Source organism: Pseudomonas sp. B6002 (assembly GCF_013385985.1).
Taxonomy (GTDB): domain Bacteria; phylum Pseudomonadota; class Gammaproteobacteria; order Pseudomonadales; family Pseudomonadaceae; genus Aquipseudomonas.
Genome location: NZ_JACAOY010000006.1, coordinates 728,670 through 751,323, shown reverse-complemented (window position 1 = coordinate 751,323; position 22,654 = coordinate 728,670). Strand labels below are relative to the sequence as shown.

Genomic DNA, 22,654 nt, shown 5'->3' with positions numbered 1-22,654 from the left:
CGCCGCACATGACCTGCTGGAATATCCTGGGCCTCACGCCTGACGCCGACAGCCGCGCGATCAAGCGCCAATACGCTGCGCTGCTGAAGAAAACCCGGCCGGACGATGATCCCGAGGGGTTCCAGCGCCTGCGCGAAGCCTACGAGCAGGCTCTGCGGTGGAGTCAGGAGCAGCGGGAAACTGTTGAGGTGGTCATCGAGCATGTGGGGGAAACCGCTGAGGTGGTCATCGAGCACGTGGGTGAAGCCGTTGAGGTCGTCACCGAACACGTGGAGGAAACCCTGGAACAACGCTATCAAGCGGCAATGGCCAACGGCACGGCGTTGTTTTTCGAAATCCACCTGTTGCATCGCTGCGTTGACGGCGAACTCAGCGCCGAAGACGCCCGCTGGGCGTTCCAGGCTTTCAACTGGCTCACGGCCTGGCAACGGCTGGAGCTGCCGGTCGAGCTGATCGACACGCTAGAACGCCAACACCGCGCCGCTTTACAGCAACCGTTGCGCCTGGCGCTTGAGCAGAAAGATGAGGCGGCGTTTCTTGCCGCTTATGCAGCGCGTGACGAGCACCCGTGGGTGCACAATCATCCCCACGGCGAGTGGTTCAACGAATGGCTGGCCAAGCTGCTTGCCCAGAGCCATTTCTGGTCCAGTGCCGTGTTCGATGCCGTGTGTGCCGGCCAAGGCTGGCACGGCGGCGCCGACCACAACTGCCCTGCCAGCGATTGGACGCTGCTGTTGAAGCGCCAGCAAGGGCCAGCCTTCCTCGCACGCCAGCGGGCATTGGCCGCTGAACCGCCCTACAGCCCTCAGCAACGCGCGGCACGTTTACTGCTGGCGCCGATGAGCCTGGGCCAGCGCCGTGCCTTCGCCCAGCGCTTGAACGAAGACGACTGGAAGGCCTGCCAAAGCCTCAGCGCGGACATCTATGCCGACCACGTGGTCGTCGCTGAAGCCATGCCCGGCGGCACCGTGTATTTCTGGCAAGACTGGGACAAGGCCATGGACACCTGGCCCTGGGTCGTCGCGCTGGTCGTGAGCTGCCTGGTGGGCGTGCTGGAGAAAGCCGAGTTCCTGGCCGGCAATGTGGTGCCGACGCTGGGCCACGGGCTCTTGTGGTCGCTGGCCTTCGTGGTCGGCGCCGGGCTGGCCTGGCAAGGCTGGCGCCCCCTCGCCCATCACTACCGTGTGCAGGACGAAGCTTTTAGTCAGCGCCTGCCCGGCTGGCTCAGCCCTACCCACCTGCCGCTGCTGCCGGTACGTGATCTGGTGCCCGGGTTGGTCCTGGTGGCAACCCTCGGCTACATCTTCGGCCCGCTGGCCAGCGTGACGCTGATCGCGGCCTTGGCACTGATCGGCGGGATCAAGCGCCCCAGCATGAGCCGTCACACGCCCTGGACCGCAAGCCACCCGCGCTGGACCCTGTTGGGTGCGGCCCTCGGCGTCGTCGGTGTGATTGCGCTCTACGCGGGCTTGGTGTTGCTCGACAACGGCCACCGGGTCGTGCGCAACCAGGGCCTGCAACAGTGGACCGAGCGTCTGTGCAGCCGCATGCCGCGCAGCGATGCCGAGTGTCAGGCGCCCGCCACCCAGAAACAGTGGTACGGCCAGGAGGCCGCACAATGAACCCCAAATGGTTGTTACCCATCGGCCTGATCCTGGGCCTGGCCTTGCTCGGCCTGGCCGGCGCCACCAAACCCCTGCAGCGGATTCAGTTCTGGCTGGATCAACGGGACAGCCCCCACACCGCAGCAGCGAGCGCCCTGGCGCCGATCATCGATTGCGCGAACCGCATCGACCGCGACACGCGCCTGGCCTATTACCGCATGCGTTCAACCGAGCCCGAAGCGCCGGACCACGATCAGTTTGGCGACAGCAGCGAGCCTGAACCGCGCGTTATCCAGGCGGCTGTCTGCTCCCAGCTGTACACCCTGAAGTTGGAGCGCCAACAGCCCGGGAGCCAATTGGTCGGCCTGGCCTCGGTGTATGCCTACAGGCTGCACAGGTTCACGTCCGTGGCCGACCGGGTCACGCCGACCCAGGCCGAACGGCTCTCGCTGAGCGGCCGGCAAGCCGTGGTGCTGCCCGTCACAGAATCGTTGAAGCAGGAGCTGGTGCAAGAAGGCGACGACTACCTGAGGGTCTCCACCCAACTGCGTCAACAGCTGGAAGAGCAAGACCTGAGCGTACGCCCGGCGCAATTGGCGCTGCTGGAGTCACGCTTCGGCCGCGACCTGCACTGGCATGTGCTGAATTACATGATCGTCGCGCGCCAAGCTGTGAACACGCTTGAGCAAGGGATGCACGACACACGCCTGACACCCCAGGCCGTCGCCAGCCAGGCAGCGGCCTTGCAACAGGCTGCCGACGCTGGCAAAGCCTACCTGCGCATCCACCCCAACGAGCACCTGGATGAGGAGGCGCGCCACCTCTGGTACACGATCACCCCGGCCGCCGATGCCTACCTGGCCGCGCTGGGCACGTTGCACCAGGACTGGCTGCACCATGCCGCGCCGCAGCAACTGAGTGACGACTATTACCTCGTCACCCGCCGCTACGACGCCCTGCTCAGCTATTACAACCGGCCGGCACGCAACGCGTTTTGAGGCTTAGTGTTTTTTCAGTTTCACATAGGACTGATGCAGGTCTGACGCCCAGCCATCGATAACGCCCTTCACATCGTCGGCCTTCATCACCTGCGCGTCGTTGGACAGCGGTTTGCCGGTGCCTTTGCGCACCACTTGGGCGATCACCTTGCCGCTGGCGCCGTCGAGGAACTGCGCCTCGGTGCCCAGGGTGGTTTCCTGGTCGCGGTGGCCGGTGGCGGTACTCGCGGCCGCGACGACCAGCGCCACGGGGATGTACTCATAGGGCGCAAGGGCTTCGGTCTTGCTGCTCACGGCGGTGATTGCCGCCCGCACGACGATCACACCCGGGCCCGGCGCATTGGCCAGCGGCAGGGATTTTTCCAGCTCACGCTTGAGCGCCTGGTTGTAGTAGGTGTTGATACCGTTAAGGGTGCTCTCAGGGATCTTCGCGGTGGCCTGGGGCTTGGGGTAGAACTGGGTCGGCTCGACATACACCGCGGTGTAGCGGCTCAGGTCCAGCTTGGGGTCCACCCAGCGCATCACATCCGCGCCCGAAGGCGACTTGGCTTGCTTGAGTTGGCTGTAGTCCGAGAGAAAGCCGGAGTACTCGTCCGGTTGTGTGACTTTGCTGGCGCAGCCTGTCATTCCAATTGAAGCGAGGCACAGCGTGCTGATCATTAGCCTTAGTTTCATCATTGAACTCCCTGGCAGTCATCACTGAAACACTGAGCTGTAGGTATAGCCAACTCTGGGGAAATAGCCGTTATTTCCTGCCCGGCGTTTGACAGACCCGCCCCCAGCGTCAAAGCTGCACGGAGCTTAAAGCACGCCGTAGAGCGTCCCTGCATCAAGACAACGGAAGTCGGAATGCCAGCGCCCAAAACAAGAAAAGCCGCGCCCCACCGTGAATCACCCCGTCGTTACCTGTACCCCATTCTGATTGTGTTGTTGCTGTTGGCCATGGCCGGGATCTGGTTTTACCTGCAGGCGAGCGCGCCTCGGCTGCCCGCGCCCGTGGTGGCGGTGAAACCGGTGGCCATCGCACCGGCGACGATGGTGGATGAACAGCAATGCCAGGGCTGTCACCAGGCTCAGGTCAAGGATTGGCAAGGCTCCCACCATCAGTTGGCGATGCAGCAGGCCACGCCACAGACGGTGCCGGCCGACTTCAATGACGCCTCGTTTACCGGCGAGGGTGAAACCACGCGGTTCTTTCGCCGGGGCGATGCGTTCTGGGTCAATACGCCTGGCGGCGACGGCAAGCCTGCTGATTTCAAGGTGGTCTACACCTTTGGCATTGCGCCCTTGCAGCAATACCTGATCGACGTGGGCGATGGTCGCTTGCAGGCGCTGGGCGTGGCCTGGGATACGCAAAAAAATCGCTGGTTTCATCTCTATCCCGGCCAGGGCGTGACCTTCAAGAACCCGCTGCATTGGAGCAAGCCCAACCAGAACGCCAATTTCATGTGCGTCGAATGCCACACCACCGGCTACAAGCGCAACTTTGATCCGCTGAAAAACAGCTTCGACAGCCAATGGAACAGCCTCGGTGTGGGCTGCCAGGCCTGCCATGGCCCGGCCTCCAACCACCTGCAATGGGCGGCTAAAAAAGGCGACCTGCTGCACGCCGGGTTTGCCGTGGACCTCAAGGACAAGGACGCCACCGTCGAGCTGGAAACCTGCGCGCGCTGCCACGCCCGGCGCGCGCCGCTGGGCGATGGGTTTACCGTCGGCAAGCGCTTGATGGATGACTACCTGCCCAGCGTGCTGACCCGCGAACTGTACGCTCTGGACGGCAAGATCAAGGACGAAGTGTTCGAACACGGCTCCTTCGCCCAAAGCAAAATGGCTGAAAAGGGCGTGCGCTGCAGCAACTGCCATAACCCCCACAGCAACGCACTCAAGGCACCGGGCAATGCGGTGTGCTTGCAGTGTCACAACAGCGCCGGCAAAACCCCGTTTACTACGGTGGACGGGCGTGGGCTGCAGGCCAAAAATTACGATGCTCCCGAACACACCGGCAAACCGGTGGGCCAGCCGGGTTCGTTCTGTGTCGACTGCCATATGCCGGGCAAGGTGTACATGGGCAATGACTTGCGCCATGACCATAGTTTCAGCATCCCCGCCGGCGCACGGGACGTGTTGAAGGCGCCTACGTATGCCGAGAACATGCTGTTGATTCGCGGCGGCCAACCGGGGGCCGCACAAGCGCTGTATGACCAATTGGCACGCAGCAACCTGCCGGCCATCCAACGGGCGACGTTGCTGGTGGAGTTGCCCAACTATCCCAGCGAGCAGGCGCTCAAGCTGGCCACCCGGGACCTGGGCCACCCTGCCCCGCAAGTGCGCGAAAGTGCCGTGCGTGCGGTGAGTGCGTTGCTGCCGCCGCCAGAGCGGGTTGCGCTGTATACGCCATTGCTCAAGGACCCGGTGCGCGCCGTGCGCATCATTGCTGCGCGGGATTTATTGAGTGCCTCCAGCCAGGGCTTGGGGTCGGCGTGGGATAGCGCCATCGCCGAATACGAACAGGTGCAATTGAGCCTGCTGGAGCGTGCCGAAGCGAACCTCAATCTGGCGATGCTCTACCAGGCCAGCGGCCGTGGCGACAAGGTCGAGGCGCAACTGCGCACGGCCCTGCTGCGTGATCCGGACTTTTTCCCGGCATTGGTAACGCTGATTCAGTGGCTGGAGGCCAATGGCCGTGCGGACGAGGCGCACACGTTGATCGGCGATCAGTTGGTCCTGCACCCTGAGGCACCGCTGCTGCAACACACTCAGGGGTTGATGTTGATCCGCGCAGGAGACACTGCCCAAGCGATGCCGCACCTGCGCAACGCTGCTCGCCTCGACCCGGCGAACGCCCAGTACGCCTACGTACTGGCGGTGGCGTTGCATGACAGTGGAAAGGTTGATGAGGCCTGCCAACAATTGGAGTCGCTGTTGCAGCGCCAGCCGTACAGCCGTAACGCACGACTGTCACTGATCCAGTACTACCTGGAAAACGGCCAGGAGCCCAAGGCCCAGGTCGTGATGCAAGCCTGGAAAAACCTCAACCCAGGCGACCCGGCACTGAAATAAGCGCTTGTCTGAACACTCTTTAACGCCAATACCTCCGTCTTCGCAGCCTCGCTAAAGCTCGACAGCTTGCTCCCACAGGGGGCTGCGTAATGACGAAGATCCACTGTAGGAGCTGGCTTGCCAGCGATGGCGGTGGCTCAGCTGCAACTCTGCTGGCTGATGGATCGCTATCGCCGGCAAGCCGGCTCCTACAGTGAGGACAGGTCAGCGGGTGTACTCGGTCACCTGTGGGAGCTGGCTTGCCGGCGATGGCAACCGTTGCCTTAAATACGTTCCCGCGGGATCAGGCTCTGGAGCTGGGCGGCGAGGAAGTTGGCGTCGAAGGCGAAGGTGTCCGGGTCTTTGAGGCCGTTGGTTTTCTTCCAGAGCCAATCATTTTTATCGGCTGGCAGTACCAGCGAGACGCTGCCGTGGCGCGCGGCGGTGAGACCGATCACCGCCACCGTAATCAACCCTCCCGCGCCCATCACATCCGGCACGAACTCCACGGTTTTTCCGGTGATCTGTACGTTCAGCTTCTCGGTCTTGAAGGTCGAAACCTCCACCGGCATGCTCGGGCCGCTGGCCACGTAGGCCTCACGCTGCACCTCGAGCAAGCCCACCGTCTTGACCGGCGCCAGCCAGTACTCGATCTGCCCGAACAACTCACTGAGCTTTTGCGCCCAACGGGCCGACTGCACCTCCAATTGCTGCTTCTTGTGCGCTTCGCTCTCGGCGTAATGACGAAGCATCTCGCCCAGTTGCTGTACGTCGTCCATTGCGAATGTCCTCCGGTGAGCCAGGTTGCGAGTGTCGATCATGGCAGATACGCGGGTGCTGCGTGCGGTTAACACTGTGCAAGTGCACAACACCGAACAGAGGGCGCCTGGACGAAGGAACTGCTCCGGTCATTTGCTCGGCAACTGCGTATGACTAATCCGCAGCCAATGGGTAAGGTGAAGCGACATTCCTTGTCAGGAGCATCGCATGCGCACCATCGGCCTTATCGGCGGCATGAGCTGGGAGTCCAGCGCCGAGTATTACCGCATCATCAATCAGCGCGTACGCGACCAACTGGGGCCGCTGCGTTCGGCGCAGCTGTTGATGTACAGCGTGGACTTCGGCCCGGTGGAACAGGCGCAGCACGCTGGCCGCTGGGACGACACCGCGCTGATCCTCGAAGACGCCGCCCGGCGCCTGCAAGCGGGGGGCGCCGACTGTGTGGTGCTGTGCACCAACACCATGCATTTGGTGGCGCCGCGTATCGAGGCAGCGGTGTCGATTCCGTTTCTGCACATTGCCGATGCGGCGGGTGCGGCGGCCGTCGAAGCGGGCACGCTGACGGTTGGTTTGCTGGGCACGGCGTTCACCATGGAGCAGGACTTTCTTAAATCCCGCCTGGCCGCCCAGGGCCTGACCGTGCTGGTGCCCGAGGCGGACGAACGCCAGGCGGTACACCGGATCATCTACGAGGAATTGTGTGTGGGCGTGATCAGTGACGCGTCGCGCCAGGTCTATCAACGCGTGATCGAGTCCCTCGCCGCACGTGGCGCCCAGGCGATCATCCTGGGGTGCACCGAAATCGGCTTGCTGATCAAGCCGGAACACAGCGACCTGCCGCTGCTGGACACCACCGAGCTGCATGCACAGGCTGCGGTGGCGTTTGCTCTGGGGGATTAAACCGGCCGGCGCAGGCGCGCCATGCTCACGGTGTCGACATACTTGCCATCGCGCACCGCGTAGTCGCGCAGCCGGCCTTCGACTTCAAAGCCGAACTTGCGGTACAGGCTTTGCGCGGCCTCGTTGTCGGCAAACACCGTCAATTCCACACGGTGCAGATTCATCCAGTTGTCGGCCACGTCCAGCGCGGCCGCCAGCAAGCGCGAACCCACGCCCTTGCCCTGCCAGGCCGTCGCCACGCCCATGCCGAACGAACCGACATGGCTCTGGCGCACCCGCAGGTACTGCTCCAGGCCCAACTGGCCGATCACTTCGCCGCCATGCACGGCCACCAGCTGTAGCCGCCGCTCGTTGTCCATGACCAACCGTTTGCGCCACATCTCCACGGCCTGGAAAGGCATCTGCAGCACCTGACGGCACACGGCCGGGTCGTTATAGAGCACGGCGACGCCTTCAAGATGGGCCTCGGTGAAACGCTGGATGACGATGTGGGGCTCAGGTGTGTGCATTGTGTTTCATCCTTTGAAAGACAAGTGGCGGGCCAGTGTAGGAGCGCCGCTATCAGGAGCGCAACGCTGCCACTCGCCACACCCGCGCAATATCTGCCGCGCGCTCACGCAGCAGGCGCGGTGCTTCGCTGCACGCCTGCTCCAGGCTCATCGGCCCAGACGGCAAGGCAAAAGCTGCATCCACGCCGTGGGCGTACATCTGCTCATACCCATCACCCAAAGTGCCGGCGATCACGATCACGGGCACGCCGTGCTGCCTGGCAATACGCGCTACGCCAAACGGGGTTTTACCGCGCAGGGTCTGGGCGTCGAAGCGACCTTCGCCGGTGATGACCAGGTCGGCGCCGCATACGGCGGCGTCCAGGCCGACCAGTTCGGCAACCACCTCGACACCGGCACGGAACTGCGCCGCGAGGAATGCTTTGGCCGCAAAACCAAGGCCTCCGGCAGCACCACTGCCGGGTTCTTCGCGCACATCCTTGGGCAGGACCTTGGCGCAATGGTCGGCGAAGTGGCCGAGGGCGGCGTCGAGTTGCTTGACCTGTTCAGGGCTAGCGCCTTTCTGCGGGCCGAAAATAGCGGAAGCGCCATGGGGGCCGCACAGGGGGTTGTTCACGTCGGCAGCGATTTCAAAACGGACCTGGGCCAGGCGTGGGTCGAGATCTTCAAGGCTGATCCGCGCCAGGTGAGCCAAGGCCAGCCCACCCGGGGGCAACGGCTGATCCTGTGCATCGAACAGTTGCACGCCAAGCGCTTGCAGGGCCCCCGCTCCACCATCGTTGGTCGCACTGCCGCCAATCGCCAGGATGATGCGCTCGGCGCCAAGGTCGAGGGCCGCGCGGATCAGTTCGCCGGTGCCGTAGGTGCTGCTGGAACAGGCATCGCGCTGCCCCGGCGGGACCAATTGCAAGCCGCTGGCTTCGGCCATCTCGATGATTGCGGTGTGGCTGTCGGCCAACCAGCCCCAGCGGGCTTCAACTGAACCGCCCAAGGGGCCGGTGACGCGTTGGCTACGCAGTTCGCCGTTACATGCGGCGAGTACCGATTCAACCGTGCCTTCACCACCGTCCGCCATTGGGCATTGGACCAGTTCAGCGTCCGGCCAGACCTCGGTCAACCCTTGGGCAATGGCCTGGGCGACGCCTTCGGCACTCAGGCTGTCCTTGAACGAGTCGGGGGCGATGATGATTTTCATGGGCTTTCTCCGGTTTTTATAGCGCCCATGCTGCCAGTTGCCTGGGGGAATGACGCCGGTCCGATGCACAAGTGCCGGTCAGCTTTGTTGTTCATTTCTACAAAGCCTGGGGCAGCAGTTGCACGCCGAGGTACAGGGCGAGCATGCCGTCCAGGGTCAGCGGGTCTACGCCACTGAGTTCGGCAATGCGCTCCATGCGGTAACGCAGGCTGTTGCGATGGATGCCCAGGGCGTCAGCGCAAGCCTGGCTCTGGCCGTCGTGCTCGCACCAACTGCGTAACGTGGCGAGCAGTTGGCCGTTGCTGTCCTTGGCCAGCACCTTGCGCAGTGGGTTGAGCAACTCGTCCAGGGCATCGTCGTTGCGATGGCGCCATAGCATCACCGGCAAGCGAAAACGGTTGAGCGTCAGCAGGCGTGAATGCGGCAACACATCACGACCATAGGCCAGCAAGTCACCGACGCGGCGATAGCAACGACGCAAACCTGCCAGCCCGTCGGCCTGGCCACCCACCGCCACGCGGAGGATATTCCAGCCCAGCCCTTGGAGCTTTTCCAGTAGCCGTGGGTTGTCCACCTGCACCGCCGCCGGCCGGCACCACAGCAGGGAAAATTGCGCAGAGCTGACGCACCAGCTGTCCGGATACCGTGAGGTCAGCCAGGTGCTCAGGGCTTCCGCCGACTGGCCCGCGCCCAGCTCAAACAAGTACGGTGTGCGCGCCAATTGTGGCTTGAGGCCCAGTTGCTGCGCTTCATCCACCAGGCGCGGCGAGTCGCCGGTTTCGGCCAGCAGCAACGCCAGCAGGTCATCGCAACGCTGGCGCCGCCACTGTTGCTCGGCCTGTTGATGACGATGGCTCACCAGCATTTCGGCGGTCATGCGCACCAGCTCGGCGTAGGTGCGCAGCAGTTCGGGCTCACCGGTGATGCCAAGCACGCCGATCAGGCGTCCGTCATGCAGCAGCGGCAGGTTGATGCCCGGTTGCACGCCCTTGAGGTGCTTGGCGGTCTGACCGTCTATTTCCACCACGCGGCCGTTGGCCAGCACCAGTTGCGCGCCTTCGTGGCGGGTGTTGATGCGTTCGGGCTCACCGCTGCCGAGAATCAGCCCCTGACTGTCCATGACGTTGACGTTGTAGGGCAGGATGGCCATGGTGCGATCGACAATATCCTGCGCCAGGTCATGATCCAGCTCGAACATGGGGCTAAATTCCTTGAAAGCGGGTTGTTCATAGGCACAGCGCAAAAGATGCTTCACTGTGCGCGAGCACAAAGACAGCACCGTGCAAGGTGGCCGAGACTCATCGGGCGATCAACGTTACCCTCGCATCGCGAAAAATCATAATAAAGAGAGACTGCCATGTCACAGAGCGCCGCTGCCACACTGGCCACCGATGACGATAAAAACGCCATCTACAAGCGCATTACCCTGCGCCTGATCCCCTTCATCTTTATCTGCTACCTGTTCAACTACCTCGACCGGGTGAACGTTGGATTTGCCAAGCTGCAGATGCTCGATGCGTTGAAGTTCAGCGAAACCGTGTACGGCCTGGGTGCCGGGATCTTCTTCATCGGCTACGTGCTGTGCGGCGTGCCGAGCAACCTGGCGCTGACCAAGTTCGGCCCACGGCGCTGGATCGCGCTGATGATGATCGTGTGGGGCACGCTGTCCACCTGCCTCTTGTTCGTCACCACGCCGACGCACTTCTACACCTTGCGCCTGTTTACCGGTGCCGCCGAAGCCGGCTTCTTCCCGGGCGTGGTGCTGTACCTCTCGCAGTGGTTCCCGACCTTCCGCCGTGGGCGGATCATGGCGCTGTTCATGTCGGCGATCCCGGTGTCGGGCCTGCTCGGCAGCCCGTTCTCTGGCTGGATCCTCAACCATTTCGCTGCAGGCCAAGGTGGCTTGGCGGGCTGGCAATGGATGTTCCTGCTGCAAGGCATCCCGACCGTGGCCCTGGGCGCCCTCGCCTACTTCCTGCTCAGCGACAGCTTCGCCAACGCCAAGTGGCTCACGCCCCATGAACGCGCGGTGCTGGAAGCCGACCAGGCGACTGACCTGGCCAACAAGCCGAAAACCACCACCGATTCCCTCGCCGAAGTGTTCAAGAACCCGGCGATCTGGGCATTTGGCTTGATCTACTTCTGCATCCAGAGCGGCGTGTACGCGATCAACTTCTGGCTGCCGTCGATCATCAAGAACCTGGGGTTCAGCGATAACCTGGTGATTGGCTGGCTCAGCGCGATTCCTTATCTGTTGGCCGCAGTGTTCATGCTGCTGGTGGGCCGTTCGGCAGACTTGCGCAAGGAGCGTCGTTGGCACCTGGTGGTGCCGATGCTGATGGGCGCGATTGGCCTGGTGATCGCGGTGAATTTCGCTACCACCCCGGCGATTGCGATCCTGGGCTTGACCATCGCCACCATGGGCGCCCTCACCGGGCTGCCGATGTTCTGGCCGGTGCCGACCGCGATGCTCAGTGCCGGCGCAGCGGCCGGTGGCTTGGCGTTGATCAACTCCATGGGCCAGATGGCTGGTTTCCTCAGCCCCTATATCGTGGGGTTCGTGAAGGACGCGACCGGGTCCACGGATGTGGCGTTGTACCTGCTGGCGGCGGTGATCGTGGCCGGCAGCGTATTGGCGCTGCGCATGACACGCACCCTGAAGGCCTGACGCCCCCCCATGTAGGAGCCCGGCTTGCCGGCGATGGCGGCAGTGAGATCGCCATCGCCGGCAAGCCGGGCTCCTACAAGGTGTGGTGTTTACAGCCATCCACCCTTGGGTGGTGTTTACAGCAGGCCGCCGCCGTCGACATCGATCACGGCACCGGTCATGAAGCCATTCTCCATGGCCAGCACGTACCCTGCTGCCACTTCCTCCGCCTGCCCCACCCGCCCGACCGGCAACGCCCCGCCCGCCTTGGCGTACATCGCCTGACGCTGATCTTCCGCCAACCCCGCATACGCCGGTGTATCAATCACGCCTGGGCTGATCACGTTGACGCGACGTGGCGCCAGCTCCTTGGCCAGTTGTTTGCCTAGCGCTTCGGTGGCCGCGTTGATGCCGGTCTTGATGAACTGGCCGGGCGCAAACTTACGCCCCAATTGGCCGGAGGTCAGGCTGATGCTGCCATGGGCATCGAGAAATGGCAGGGCCAACTGAATCGCTCGCAGCGAACCCCAGAGTTTCACATTGAAATTCTCCTGGGCTTCGTCCAGGTCGGTTTCGCTCAAGGGTTTGGCACGCACCGAAGGGCCGGAGGTGTAGACCAGGTGATCAAAGCGCCCCACCGCCTCGAACAGGCGTTGCAATGAGGCGCTGTCAGTGACGTCGACCGGCTCACTGCGCACCCCGTTGTCGACACCGGAGGTCAACCGCCGCCCGGCCAATACCACCTGCGCACCCCGCGCTGATGCGGCCTTGGCCACGGCTGCACCAATGCCGCTGCTGCCACCGATGACGATGACGGTTTTGCCGTTGAGGGAAGCTGTCATGGAGAAATGTCCTGATCGAGAAAATGAGCGTTCATCTTCCCCGCTTGGCAATCGGCGAAAAATCCCGGTAAAACGACAAGATCTTTAAAGGATTTTTACAAATGAGCTCAACCCTGGACCTTGAAGTCTTTGTGCGCACGGCGGACACGGGCAGCCTGTCGGCCGCGGCGCGCAGCCTCAACCTGACGCCTGCGGCCGCAAGTATTGCCCTCAAGCGCCTGGAAACCCGACTGGGTATTCGCTTGCTCGCCCGCTCCACACGCAGCATGCGCCTGACCGAAGAAGGCCGGCGCTACCTCGACAGCGCCCGGGTAGCGCTTGAAGCGCTGGCCGAGGGAGAACAGGCGATCAAGCAACAGGGCCAGAGCCTCAGCGGTTTGTTGCAACTGGCGGCGCCCTCGGATTTCGGGCGTAACGTTTTGCTGGGCTGGCTAGATGAATTCAAGCGGGAGCACCCGAACATTCGCCTGCAATTGCTGCTCAACGACAGCAATGCCGACCTGTTCCGCGACACCGTGGACATCGCCCTGCGGTTTGGCGTGCCGCGTGACTCCAGCCTGGTGGCGCTGCCGGTGGTGCCCGGCCACCATCGCATCCCTTGCGCCAGCCCTGACTACCTTGCGCGGCATGGCACGCCGCTTACGCCAGCCGACCTGGCGCACCACAGCACCCTGCGTTACATGCGCCGGGGCCAGGCCAACAACACCTGGTATTTTCGCCAGGGCACACAGTTGCACGAGGTCGAGGTGAGTGGCGACTACCTCAGCGACGACGGTGAAATCGTGCGGCGCTGGGCGCTGGCCGGCCACGGGATTGCCTACAAGGCCAACCTGGATGTGGCCCGCGATATCAAGGCCGGGCGCCTGGTGCCGTTGCTGCCGCAGTGGCAAGGCGAACCCACGCCGTTCAACCTGATGTGCCCTCATCGCCTGCAAGTGTCGGAACGGGTCAAGGTGTTGCATCAGTTCTTGCAGGTGCGCTGCCATGCCTTGCTGAGTGAATGAAGAAAGCGCCTCGGGGCTTGTTCCAGAGCCCTCGAGTCTGGTATTGCATGGGGCACGTTTCCCTGCCACGAGGAGCTTTCCATGATTTACCGCACATTGGGCCAGTCCGGGCTGAAGGTCAGCGCGCTGACCCTGGGCACCATGATGTTTGGCGAACAGACCAACACTGAAGACTCGCTGCGCATCATCGACAAGGCCTGGGACCAGGGCATCAATTTTATCGACACGGCGGACGTCTACACCGGTGGACGTTCCGAAGAAATCGTCGGCGAGGCCATCGCCCGTCACCGTGAGGATTGGGTGCTGGCGTCCAAAGTCGCCATCGGCCCCACCGACGGTCTGCCTAACCGCAGCGGCCTGAGCCGCAAGCGCATTTTCAATGCGCTGGAAGCCAGCCTCACGCGCCTGGACACCGATTACCTGGACATCTATTACCTGCACCGCGAAGACCACAACACGCCGCTGGAAGTCACGGTGTCGGCGATTGGCGACCTGATTCGCCAGGGCAAGATCCGCTATTGGGGCCTGTCCAACTACCGTGGCTGGCGTATTGCCGAGGTGGTGCGGGTGGCCGAGCGCCTGGGGGTGGATCGGCCGATCATCAGCCAACCGCTGTACAACATTGTCAACCGCCAGGCCGAGGTCGAACAGATCACCGCTGCTGCCGCGTACGGCCTGGGCGTGGTGCCTTACAGCCCATTGGCCCGTGGCGTGCTCAGCGGCAAATACGCGCCGGATGTCACACCTGAAGCCGGCAGCCGCGCGGCGCGCCAGGACAAACGCATCCTGGAAACCGAATGGCGCGTGGAGTCATTGCGCATCGCCCAGCAGATCCAGCAATACACCCAGGGCCGTGGCGTGGGGATTGTGGAGTTTGCCATTGCGTGGGTGCTGAACAATCAGTCGGTGAGCTCGGCGATTGTAGGGCCGCGTACCGAGGCGCAGTGGGACGCCTACACCGGCGCGTTGGACGTGAAGATCACGGCGGAGGATGAGGCGTTTATCGATTCGCTGGTCACGCCGGGGCATTCGTCTACGCCTGGGTTCAACGACGTCAGCCATTTCGTCAGCGGCCGTCTGCCACGCTGAAACCTCGTTGTAGTGAGCGGGCTCGTCCCGCGCGGCGGTGTGTCAGGCGAGTATAGGGCGTCCGGTATACCGCGGGTGGTGTGTCAGGTAAGCATGGGGCGACTGACGCACCGCCGCGCGGGGCAAGCCCGCTCACTACAGATCAGTACGGGCGGGGAAGATTTTGGAAACTGCCCCAAAACAGCGCACCGCTGTCCCGCCAAAAGCACCATAATCCACGTTCTTCTGAATCAATTGTTTTTCGCGAGGACAGTGTGTCTAAAGGTGTTGTGTTATCGGTCTTGGCCTCGGTGTTGTTTGCCGTGATGTATTACTTCACATCATTGCTCACGCCCTTGAGTGGCCTGGAAATCTTCGGCTGGCGCATGCTGCTGACCGTGCCGTGCATGACGGTGTTCATGATCGTCAGTGGCGAATGGCGGCGGGTGTGGGAGTTGCTGCGGATGCTGGCCCAGCGACCTGTGTTGATAGGTGGCGTGCTGGTGTCTTCGGCGTTGTTGGGCGTGCAGTTGTGGCTGTTCATGTGGGCGCCCCTGAACGGGCGTAGCCTCGATGTGTCGGTGGGATACTTCCTGCTGCCGTTAACCATGGTGCTCACGGGCCGCCTGGTGTGGGGTGAAAGGCTTTCGTACCTGCAGCAGATCGCCGTGGTCCTTGCGGCCCTCGGCGTGCTCAATGAGCTGTACCAGGCCGGTGGTTTTTCCTGGGCGACGCTGGTGGTGATCATCGGTTACCCGGTTTACTTCATCGTGCGCAAACACCTCAAGACCGACCACTTGGGTGGCCTCTGGCTGGACATGGCACTGATGCTGCCGGTGGCCTGGTGGTTCGTGCAGAGTGGCGAACAGGGCTTTGCGGTGATGGATGCCCACCCGAAACTCTACGCGTTGATCCCCATGCTAGGGCTGATCAGTGCTTCGGCCCTGGTGAGCTATATCATTGCCAGCCGGCTGCTGGCATTCAGCCTTTTCGGCCTGTTGAGCTACGTTGAGCCGGTCCTGTTGCTGGGTGTCGCGCTGATCCTGGGTGAAGGGATCAAAGGCGGCGAATGGTTCACCTATATTCCGATCTGGCTGGCGGTGATGGTGCTGGTGTACGAAGGGTTCAAACACCTGGTGCGACAGCGCAAGGCTTGATCGCCAAGGTTGGGTATCTAAAAACAAAAAGCCCGGTAAAGGTCATTCTCTACCGGGCTTTTTCATAGGGCGGAACAATCAGTCCGTGGTCAACACACCACGACGCACCTGATCACGCTCGATGGACTCGAACAACGCCTTGAAGTTGCCCTCACCGAAGCCATCGTCGCCTTTACGCTGGATGAATTCGAAGAACACCGGGCCCATCAGGGTTTCCGAGAAGATCTGCAGCAGCAAGCGCTTGTCGCCTTCGATAGACGAGCCGTCCAACAGGATGCCACGGGCTTGCAGCTGCTCGACCGGCTCGCCGTGGTTTGGCAGGCGGCCTTCGAGCATTTCGTAGTAGGTGTCCGGCGGCGCGGTCATGAAGCGCATGCCGATCTTCTTCAGCGCGTCCCAGGTCTTGACCAGGTCTTCGGTGAGGAATGCCACGTGCTGGATGCCCTCGCCATTGAACTGCATCAAGAACTCTTCGATCTGGCCGGCGCCCTTGGACGACTCTTCGTTCAGCGGGATGCGGATCATGCCGTCCGGAGCGCTCATGGCCTTGGAGGTCAGGCCGGTATATTCGCCCTTGATGTCGAAGTAGCGCGCTTCACGGAAGTTGAACAGTTTTTCGTAGAAGTTGGCCCAGTAGACCATGCGACCGCGATAGACGTTGTGGGTCAGGTGGTCGATGACTTTAAGACCTGCGCCGACCGGGTTGCGCTCTACGCCTTCGAGGTAGACGAAGTCGATGTCGTAGATTGAGCTGCCTTCACCAAACCGGTCGATCAGGTACAGCGGTGCACCGCCGATGCCTTTGATCGCCGGCAGGTTGAGTTCCATCGGGCCGGTTTCGATATGAATGGGCTGGGCACCCAGTTCAAGCGCGCGGTTGTAGGCCTTTTGCGAATCCTTGACGCGGAACGCCATACCACACACTGACGGGCCATGTTCAGCCGCGAAGTAGGAGGCGAGGCTGTCGGGTTCGTTGTTGAGGATCAGGTTGATTTCGCCCTGGCGGTACAGGTGCACGTTCTTGGAGCGGTGGGTCGCAACTTTGGTGAAGCCCATGATCTCGAAGATCGGCTCCAGGGTACCTGGCGTTGGCGAGGCGAACTCGATGAATTCAAAGCCCATCAGGCCCATTGGGTTTTCGTATTGGTCTGCCATGGTGGCACCTCATCATTCTTGTAATAAACAGTGTTATTTGCGAGCAAGGATGAGGTTGCAGGGTGGCGCACAGGAAAGGCCTCGCACGCTGCGGGCGAGGAAGTCACCGAAGATGAGGGGGGAGCCGAGTAGCTTCATGGTGTCATCAGTCTCTGACGGCCTAGGCTTGCGTGAGCGCAAGTCCATATTCTTGTATGCGTAAATCGATTCTACACAGCGTAACAGTGTTTGTCCGTACTCTTATCAAATCCCCATTGCCCTGGCCCGTGCAAGGGGTTTATTGCACAGGTAGATGCCCAGCAGGATCACCGCACCACCCACCAGCATCGCCTGGGTGAGGTGTTCGTCCAACAACAACGCACCACAGATCACGGCCGTCAGCGGGTTGAGCGCAATAAACACGCCGGAGCGCGTTGCGCCGATACGCCGGATGCCGTCGTAGTAGCCGATATAGGCCACGGCGGATCCCAGTACGCCCAAATAAAGCAGGCTCAGCAGTTGGGGCGCATGGATCGCATTGAACGCCGCAAACGTGAACCGGCCCATGATCAGGCTGGCGAGCGTCAGCATCAGGGTTCCCAGCAACACTGACCAGGTGACGGCTTGCAACGGGCCCAAAGCCTTGTTGAGCTCCCGGGAACACAACGAGTAGACGCCCCACCCCACCACACAGCCGAAAATCAGCAGATCCCCGCGCCAGGCCTGGGCTGCGCCCTGCAGCAGCTGCGGGTTTCGACTGACGATGACCGTTGCGGCGCCGCCCAGGCACAGTGCGATACCCGCCACTTTATTTGCGCCCAGCCGCTCCTTGAACAGGAGCCAGGTCGCCAGGCCAATCACGGCGGGGTTCAGCGCCACGATCAACGATGCCCGGGACGCGTTGATGTACTGCAGGCCATAGAAAAAACACAGGTTGTAGAAAAAGATGCCGAAGAAGCCGAGCAGTGCCAAGCGCAGAAGTTGCCCGGCGCTGGGGCGTATCAGAGGAATGCGCGTGCAAGCCATGAACAGCAGCAGTGCCACGCTGGCCAGGAGGAAACGCAGGCTGGAGGCCAGCAGCGGGTCAATCGCACCCGCCAGGAAACGCCCCGCCACAAAGGTGCCGCCCCAGACCATGGTGACGGCGGCTAGCTTTAGATAGGTAACGTGGTCGGAAGAATCAATCATGAACGTAATGCTCGTTTACGAAGGGATTGGCGTATTCTTCTTGTAATCACAGATCATCGTAAAATGAGTCTTTGCTCATGACCCTGACCCAGCTTGAAATCTTCTCCTTAGTAGCCGAGCTGCAAGGTTTCACCAGCGCAGCCCATCGCCTGGGTATCAGCCAGTCGGCGGTGTCCCATGCCATCAAGGGGTTGGAGCAGGAGCTGGGTGTGGACCTGTTCCGGCGTCACCAATCCCAGGTCGAACTCACGGATATCGGCGCGCAATTGCTGCTGCGCGCGCGGGCCATGCTGGGTCTGGCGGGCACCTTGCAGCAGGAAGCCGCCGATGCGCGGGGCCTCAAGCGCGGCACGCTGCGCATCGGCTCATTCGGCCCGACATCGTCCATTCGTTTATTGCCGCGCATCCTGGCGCGGTTTCATCAGGATTATCCGGGTATCGAAGTGCACATCGATGAAGGCCCTGACCGGCAAGTTGTGCAGTGGCTGGATGAGCGGCGAATCGACATCGGCTTTGTGGTGCTGGAGCAAGAGCGCTACGACACCTTCCCCTTGTTTACCGACGAAATGGTCGCCCTGCTACCGGCCAACCACACCTTGGCCAAGCGCCCTGCCCTGGCCTTGAAGGATTTGTGCGCCGATCCGTTCATTTTGACCGAGGCCGGCTCCTCGGAATTGGTGTCGCGCCTGTTCAACACGGCCCGCCTCACGCCGAATGTGCGCTACCGCTGCGCGCAGTTGCTGAGCACGCTGGACGTGGTCAGCCGTGGCGAAGCGGTGACAGTGGTGGCGCAAGCGTCGCTGCCACTCACTCCAGACCCGCGTTACGTGCAGCGCCCGCTGGTGCCGGCCGTTGCGCGCAGTATCGGGCTGGCGGTGCTGGACCGACGGCAATCCTCGCCCGCTGCGCTGGCATTTATCCGGGCGGCACAAAGCCTGGACTATTCGTCGGTGATTTAGCTAAGGCGAGCTTAATCAGCCCGGGCCATCTATCATCGTCCTATCCCAGCCACAGGCCGCATCGTCCATGCCCCTCACCGTCACAGGCCCGCGAAAACGCGCCACGCGCTACTTGATCACCCTGCTCAGCGGCCTGTTACCCATTGCCTTGGGCGTGGTGATCCTGCACTGGCAAGCCGAGCGCACCTTGCAATTGAGCACCGCCCAGACCGCGCGGGAGGCTGTACGCCAATTCGACCTGATGCTGGACAATACCTATCTCGCCGCCCAGGCCTTGTTGCCATTGGCCGGCCAGCCGTGTGACAGCGGTGCGCAATTGGCGCTGCGCGAACAGGTGACCCGCCGCCCCTTCGTGCGAGCCACGACCCTGTCGTGGAAGAAAAACATCTATTGCACCTCGCTGTTTGGCGGCAACTACGAGTCGGCGGTCAATCCGGACGATTACGTTGAAGGCACGCTGTGGTTGATGAATGGCAACCCCGTCACGCCCGATACCGCGCTGCTGGTGTATCGGCTGGTGGACGGCGATAAAGCCGCATTTGCGTCGATCGACGGTTACCACCTGACCAACGCCCTGCGCCTGATCAGCCGCTACGCACACCTGATCCTGCAAGTGGGCCCCAATTGGCTGGACGCCGAGGGCAAGGTGCATGATAGCCAGGTACCGCAGTTTCCCGTGGCCCATCATCATCGTGTGTCATCGCGTTATCACTACAGCGTCGACGCCGGTATGCCGGCCGGCGAGGTGTGGCGTTATATGGAAGCCCGCTACCCCGCGCTGTTCAGCCTGCTGGCGTTTTTTGGTGTATTGGCTGGCGTGCTTGCGCACTGGTTGCAAAAACGCTCATCGGCACCGACCCACGAGTTGCAGCGGGCTTTGGGTGCCAACGAGTTCATCCCTTACTTCCAGCCGGTGGTACGTGGCGACACCCGCCAATGGGCCGGTTGCGAAGTGTTGATGCGCTGGCAGCACCCGAAGGAAGGCCTGGTGCGACCCGACCTGTTCATTCCGTTGGCCGAGCATTCCGGCCTGATCGTGCCTATGACGCGCTCGCTCCTGCGTCAGACCGCTGCTCAGTTGGCTCCCCATGCCGAGCGTTTCTCGCCCGGTTTTCACGTGGGTGTGAACATCACCGCGCGGCACTGCCAGGACCTCGCGCTGGTCGATGACTGCCGCGAGTTTCTTGCGGCGTTTACGCCAGGCCAGGTCACGTTGGTGCTGGAGTTGACCGAGCGCGAGTTGATCGAGCCTACCGACATCGCAAGCCAGCTATTCGATGCCCTGCATGAACTGGGCGTGATGATCGCTATCGATGACTTCGGTACCGGTCACTCGAGCCTGGGTTACTTGCGCAACTTCAATGTGGACTACTTGAAGATCGATCAAAGCTTTGTCGCGATGATCGGCGCGGATGCGCTCTCGCGGCATATTCTGGACAGCATCATTGAATTGTCCGGCAAACTCGACCTGGGGATCGTTGCCGAAGGCGTGGAAACAACCGAGCAATGCGAATATTTGGCGGCACACGGTGTGGATTTCCTGCAGGGTTATCTGTTTGGACGGCCTCTTCCGTGTGATGAGTTCATTAAATCACTGAGCAGCCATTGAATAGCCATCTACCACCTTTGATGAAAGCGTGTTATTTCGACAAAAGTCATGATTTACTCGTGGTGAATTAACTACTACAATTTTTCGTGCCTGTGCAGAACTCGCAGAAAGGTTTCTTTCTTTGAGTCACTTTAACGCTCTTGGCTTATAGCGTTGTCTGCAGTTGATATCAGCCAAATACACTATTGGAGTACAGATTTTGTCCAGACTCGCCGAATTTCGCGCAGCAGAAAAAGCCCTTCAAGAGCAGCTTGCCCAGCTGGAATCCCTGAAGAACGACGCCGGCCTGAAGAAAGAAATCGAATTCGAAGAAAAGCTTCAAGCGCTGATGAAGACCTACGGCAAAGGCTTGCGTGACATCATTTCCATTCTTGACCCTAACCCGGGCAAGGCTTCTGCCGTTGCCGCAGCGCCTAAACAGCGTCGCGCCCGCGTGGTCAAGGTTTACCACAACCCGCACACTGGCGAGCTGATCGAGACCAAAGGCGGCAACCACCGCGGCCTGAAAGCCTGGAAAGAACAGTATGGCGCCGCCACTGTAGATTCCTGGCTTCGCGGCTGATCGAAACGCACTAATAAAGAGCCCCGCCGATGCGGGGCTTTTTATTTTTTCGTTACGGAGTCTGCTCATGTTCGGAATCGAACTTAACTAACGGTTCATCTCTTTCACAACCGACGCGCGCCGGCTTAAAGTTTCAGGCTTTCGCGCACCGCACTGACTTCATCTTTGCTCGCCTCATAGGCTTGTGCCTGGCCGGCGTACGAAAACACATACGCTTTATCGGCATCCACGGCGCCCACTAGTGTTTGCGACAGCACATGCCGACCGTTCTCGGTAATCACACAAGTGGTTTCGAGCGCATCAAGATGGCTCAATGTTGAAGGGTGCATCTTGCTGCACACGCTTTGATAACCGCCTTGGGCAAAGTCCTTCTGGATGGATTTGCGCATTTCCAGCAGCACACCTTGAAGATTAACTTTATGGCCAGCCTCAATGGGTGTTCCCGTCAACTCCATGACCATCAACGTGGTGCCGTTTTCATCGTTCTTGATTGCACGTTGACGCGACACGGTTGCGAGCGTGGTGGGTGCTTGATCATCCGGCACCACTTCCTCCACTTGCCAGCCACTGGGCCAATGGATTTCCGGGTCGGCCGCCAGTACAAACGGACTGCCCAACAGCAGGCACAAGGAACTTAACAGAGATTTACGGAACTCAATCATTGCCAAAAACACCAGAGGTTCAAGCCTCAAAGTTTGAGCCCCGAGCGCAACAGGCCGCAAGCGCCGCGTGACCTTTTTCATTTGGCGCCATAGGCGAGCGTTGCGTATCATGACCACGCTGCACGGATGCCAGCCGCAAGCCAAGGGAACGCTCCTGTCACTGGAGCCGCGTTTGCCCCATTTTTTTCTGGAGGGCCCATGAGCCTGCACGAACTGAACACTTTCCCGGGCGTCACTGCCCAACCTGACACCGCCACAGCGAACTTCGTGTTCAACCACACCATGTTGCGGGTCAAGGACATCACCAAATCCCTGGACTTCTATACCCGCGTCCTGGGCTTCTCCCTGGTGGAAAAGCGCGACTTCCCGGAAGCCGAATTCAGCCTGTACTTCCTGGCCCTGGTGGACAAATCCCAGATCCCGGCCGACGCCGCCGAGCGCACCCAGTGGATGAAGTCGATCCCAGGCATCCTGGAACTGACCCACAACCACGGCACCGAAAACGACGCCGATTTCGCCTACCACAACGGCAATACCGATCCACGCGGCTTTGGCCATATCTGCATTTCTGTGCCGGATATCGTCGCAGCGTGCGAGCGTTTCGAAGCCCTGGGTTGCGACTTCCAGAAGCGTCTGAGCGATGGCCGCATGAAAAGCCTGGCGTTCATCAAGGACCCGGATGCGTACTGGGTTGAGATCATTCAGCCTGCGCCGCTGTAATCTGTAGGAACCGGCTTGCCGGCTCCTACGGACAGCAAAAAGCCCCGTGATTGCTCACGGGGCTTTTTTGTTTGTGG

General features: G+C 61.4%; 21 protein-coding genes. 12 read left to right on the top strand and 9 right to left on the bottom strand.

Annotation, left to right across the window (positions count from 1 at the left end; translation table 11 throughout):
• Positions 1-8 precede the first annotated feature (8 nt).
• Together HX792_RS10745 and HX792_RS10740 are read left to right on the top strand one after the other, a co-directional pair.
• Complete coding sequence (locus HX792_RS10745; protein ID WP_176996056.1) at positions 9-1,622, top strand: J domain-containing protein; 1,614 nt, start codon at positions 9-11, stop codon at positions 1,620-1,622.
• Positions 1,619-2,602: a DUF3829 domain-containing protein gene (locus HX792_RS10740; protein WP_176996055.1), complete on the top strand. Its 984-nt coding sequence runs from the start codon at positions 1,619-1,621 to the stop codon at positions 2,600-2,602. The genes HX792_RS10745 and HX792_RS10740 overlap by 4 nt, the downstream gene beginning before the upstream one ends.
• 3 nt (positions 2,603-2,605) lie before the next feature.
• On the opposite strand, the gene HX792_RS10735 is transcribed toward HX792_RS10740, so the two are convergent.
• Positions 2,606-3,277, bottom strand: a complete 672-nt coding sequence (locus HX792_RS10735; protein WP_176996054.1) for a DUF3313 domain-containing protein — start codon at positions 3,275-3,277, stop codon at positions 2,606-2,608.
• Positions 3,278-3,451: 174 nt separating this feature from the next.
• On the opposite strand from HX792_RS10735, the gene HX792_RS10730 reads away from it, so the two are divergent.
• A complete protein-coding gene (locus HX792_RS10730; RefSeq protein WP_176996053.1) occupies positions 3,452-5,662 on the top strand; it encodes a tetratricopeptide repeat protein in 2,211 nt (736 codons plus the stop codon).
• 263 nt (positions 5,663-5,925) lie between these two features.
• On the opposite strand, the gene HX792_RS10725 is transcribed toward HX792_RS10730, so the two are convergent.
• Positions 5,926-6,420 (bottom strand): hypothetical protein, encoded by a 495-nt coding sequence (locus tag HX792_RS10725; protein ID WP_176996052.1) that lies wholly within the window; start codon positions 6,418-6,420, stop codon positions 5,926-5,928.
• A 208-nt stretch (positions 6,421-6,628) separates the two neighbouring features.
• Between HX792_RS10725 and HX792_RS10720 the strand changes: the two genes are divergently transcribed.
• Positions 6,629-7,321: an aspartate/glutamate racemase family protein gene (locus HX792_RS10720; RefSeq protein ID WP_176996051.1), complete on the top strand. Its 693-nt coding sequence runs from the start codon at positions 6,629-6,631 to the stop codon at positions 7,319-7,321.
• Here the strand turns inward: HX792_RS10720 and HX792_RS10715 are convergent.
• From HX792_RS10715 to HX792_RS10705, 3 genes are all read right to left on the bottom strand, one after another.
• The gene (locus HX792_RS10715) at positions 7,318-7,830 is read right to left on the bottom strand and encodes a GNAT family N-acetyltransferase (RefSeq protein ID WP_176996050.1); all 513 of its coding nucleotides are present in this window, start codon (positions 7,828-7,830) and stop codon (positions 7,318-7,320) included. The two genes, HX792_RS10720 and HX792_RS10715, sit on opposite strands and share 4 nt — an antisense overlap.
• Before the next feature lie 52 nt (positions 7,831-7,882).
• The gene (locus HX792_RS10710) at positions 7,883-9,025 is read right to left on the bottom strand and encodes a glycerate kinase (protein ID WP_176996049.1); all 1,143 of its coding nucleotides are present in this window, start codon (positions 9,023-9,025) and stop codon (positions 7,883-7,885) included.
• 97 nt (positions 9,026-9,122) lie between these two features.
• Positions 9,123-10,223 carry a sugar diacid recognition domain-containing protein gene (locus HX792_RS10705; RefSeq protein ID WP_176996048.1) on the bottom strand — a complete coding sequence of 367 codons (1,101 nt, stop codon included), beginning with the start codon at positions 10,221-10,223 and terminating at the stop codon, positions 9,123-9,125.
• A 159-nt stretch (positions 10,224-10,382) separates the two neighbouring features.
• On the opposite strand from HX792_RS10705, the gene HX792_RS10700 reads away from it, so the two are divergent.
• Complete coding sequence (locus tag HX792_RS10700; RefSeq protein WP_176996047.1) at positions 10,383-11,693, top strand: MFS transporter; 1,311 nt, start codon at positions 10,383-10,385, stop codon at positions 11,691-11,693.
• Positions 11,694-11,809: 116 nt separating this feature from the next.
• Here HX792_RS10700 and HX792_RS10695 read toward each other — a convergent pair whose 3' ends face one another.
• Positions 11,810-12,514: an SDR family oxidoreductase gene (locus HX792_RS10695; protein WP_176996046.1), complete on the bottom strand. Its 705-nt coding sequence runs from the start codon at positions 12,512-12,514 to the stop codon at positions 11,810-11,812.
• Between the two features lie 101 nt (positions 12,515-12,615).
• Here HX792_RS10695 and HX792_RS10690 point away from each other — a divergent pair, with 101 nt between their 5' ends.
• From HX792_RS10690 to rarD, 3 genes are all read left to right on the top strand, one after another.
• Positions 12,616-13,518, top strand: coding sequence for a LysR family transcriptional regulator (locus tag HX792_RS10690; RefSeq protein ID WP_176996045.1), 903 nt, complete (start codon positions 12,616-12,618; stop codon positions 13,516-13,518).
• Between the two features lie 81 nt (positions 13,519-13,599).
• The gene (locus tag HX792_RS10685; RefSeq protein WP_176996044.1) at positions 13,600-14,607 is read left to right on the top strand and encodes an aldo/keto reductase; all 1,008 of its coding nucleotides are present in this window, start codon (positions 13,600-13,602) and stop codon (positions 14,605-14,607) included.
• Between the two features lie 254 nt (positions 14,608-14,861).
• The gene (rarD, locus tag HX792_RS10680; RefSeq protein WP_176996043.1) at positions 14,862-15,743 is read left to right on the top strand and encodes an EamA family transporter RarD; all 882 of its coding nucleotides are present in this window, start codon (positions 14,862-14,864) and stop codon (positions 15,741-15,743) included.
• Positions 15,744-15,821: 78 nt separating this feature from the next.
• Here rarD and hppD read toward each other — a convergent pair whose 3' ends face one another.
• Complete coding sequence (gene hppD / locus HX792_RS10675) at positions 15,822-16,898, bottom strand: 4-hydroxyphenylpyruvate dioxygenase (protein ID WP_176996042.1); 1,077 nt, start codon at positions 16,896-16,898, stop codon at positions 15,822-15,824.
• 243 nt (positions 16,899-17,141) lie between these two features.
• On the bottom strand, positions 17,142-18,065 hold the full coding sequence (locus HX792_RS10670) for a DMT family transporter (RefSeq protein ID WP_176996041.1): 924 nt from the start codon (positions 18,063-18,065) through the stop codon (positions 17,142-17,144).
• A 77-nt stretch (positions 18,066-18,142) separates the two neighbouring features.
• Between HX792_RS10670 and HX792_RS10665 the strand changes: the two genes are divergently transcribed.
• The 3 genes from HX792_RS10665 (at position 18,143) to HX792_RS10655 (ending at position 21,195) form a co-directional block, all read left to right on the top strand.
• Entirely contained in the window at positions 18,143-19,024 is an 882-nt protein-coding gene (locus HX792_RS10665) for a LysR family transcriptional regulator (RefSeq protein WP_176996040.1), read from the top strand.
• A gap of 67 nt (positions 19,025-19,091) precedes the next feature.
• Positions 19,092-20,633, top strand: a complete 1,542-nt coding sequence (locus tag HX792_RS10660) for an EAL domain-containing protein (protein ID WP_176996039.1) — start codon at positions 19,092-19,094, stop codon at positions 20,631-20,633.
• A gap of 199 nt (positions 20,634-20,832) precedes the next feature.
• Complete coding sequence (locus tag HX792_RS10655; RefSeq protein ID WP_176996038.1) at positions 20,833-21,195, top strand: histone-like nucleoid-structuring protein, MvaT/MvaU family; 363 nt, start codon at positions 20,833-20,835, stop codon at positions 21,193-21,195.
• Between the two features lie 125 nt (positions 21,196-21,320).
• On the opposite strand, the gene HX792_RS10650 is transcribed toward HX792_RS10655, so the two are convergent.
• Positions 21,321-21,857 carry a DUF4946 domain-containing protein gene (locus HX792_RS10650; RefSeq protein WP_176996181.1) on the bottom strand — a complete coding sequence of 179 codons (537 nt, stop codon included), beginning with the start codon at positions 21,855-21,857 and terminating at the stop codon, positions 21,321-21,323.
• A 198-nt stretch (positions 21,858-22,055) separates the two neighbouring features.
• Between HX792_RS10650 and gloA the strand changes: the two genes are divergently transcribed.
• Positions 22,056-22,577: a lactoylglutathione lyase gene (gene gloA, locus HX792_RS10645; RefSeq protein ID WP_012724171.1), complete on the top strand. Its 522-nt coding sequence runs from the start codon at positions 22,056-22,058 to the stop codon at positions 22,575-22,577.
• Positions 22,578-22,654 lie beyond the last annotated feature (77 nt).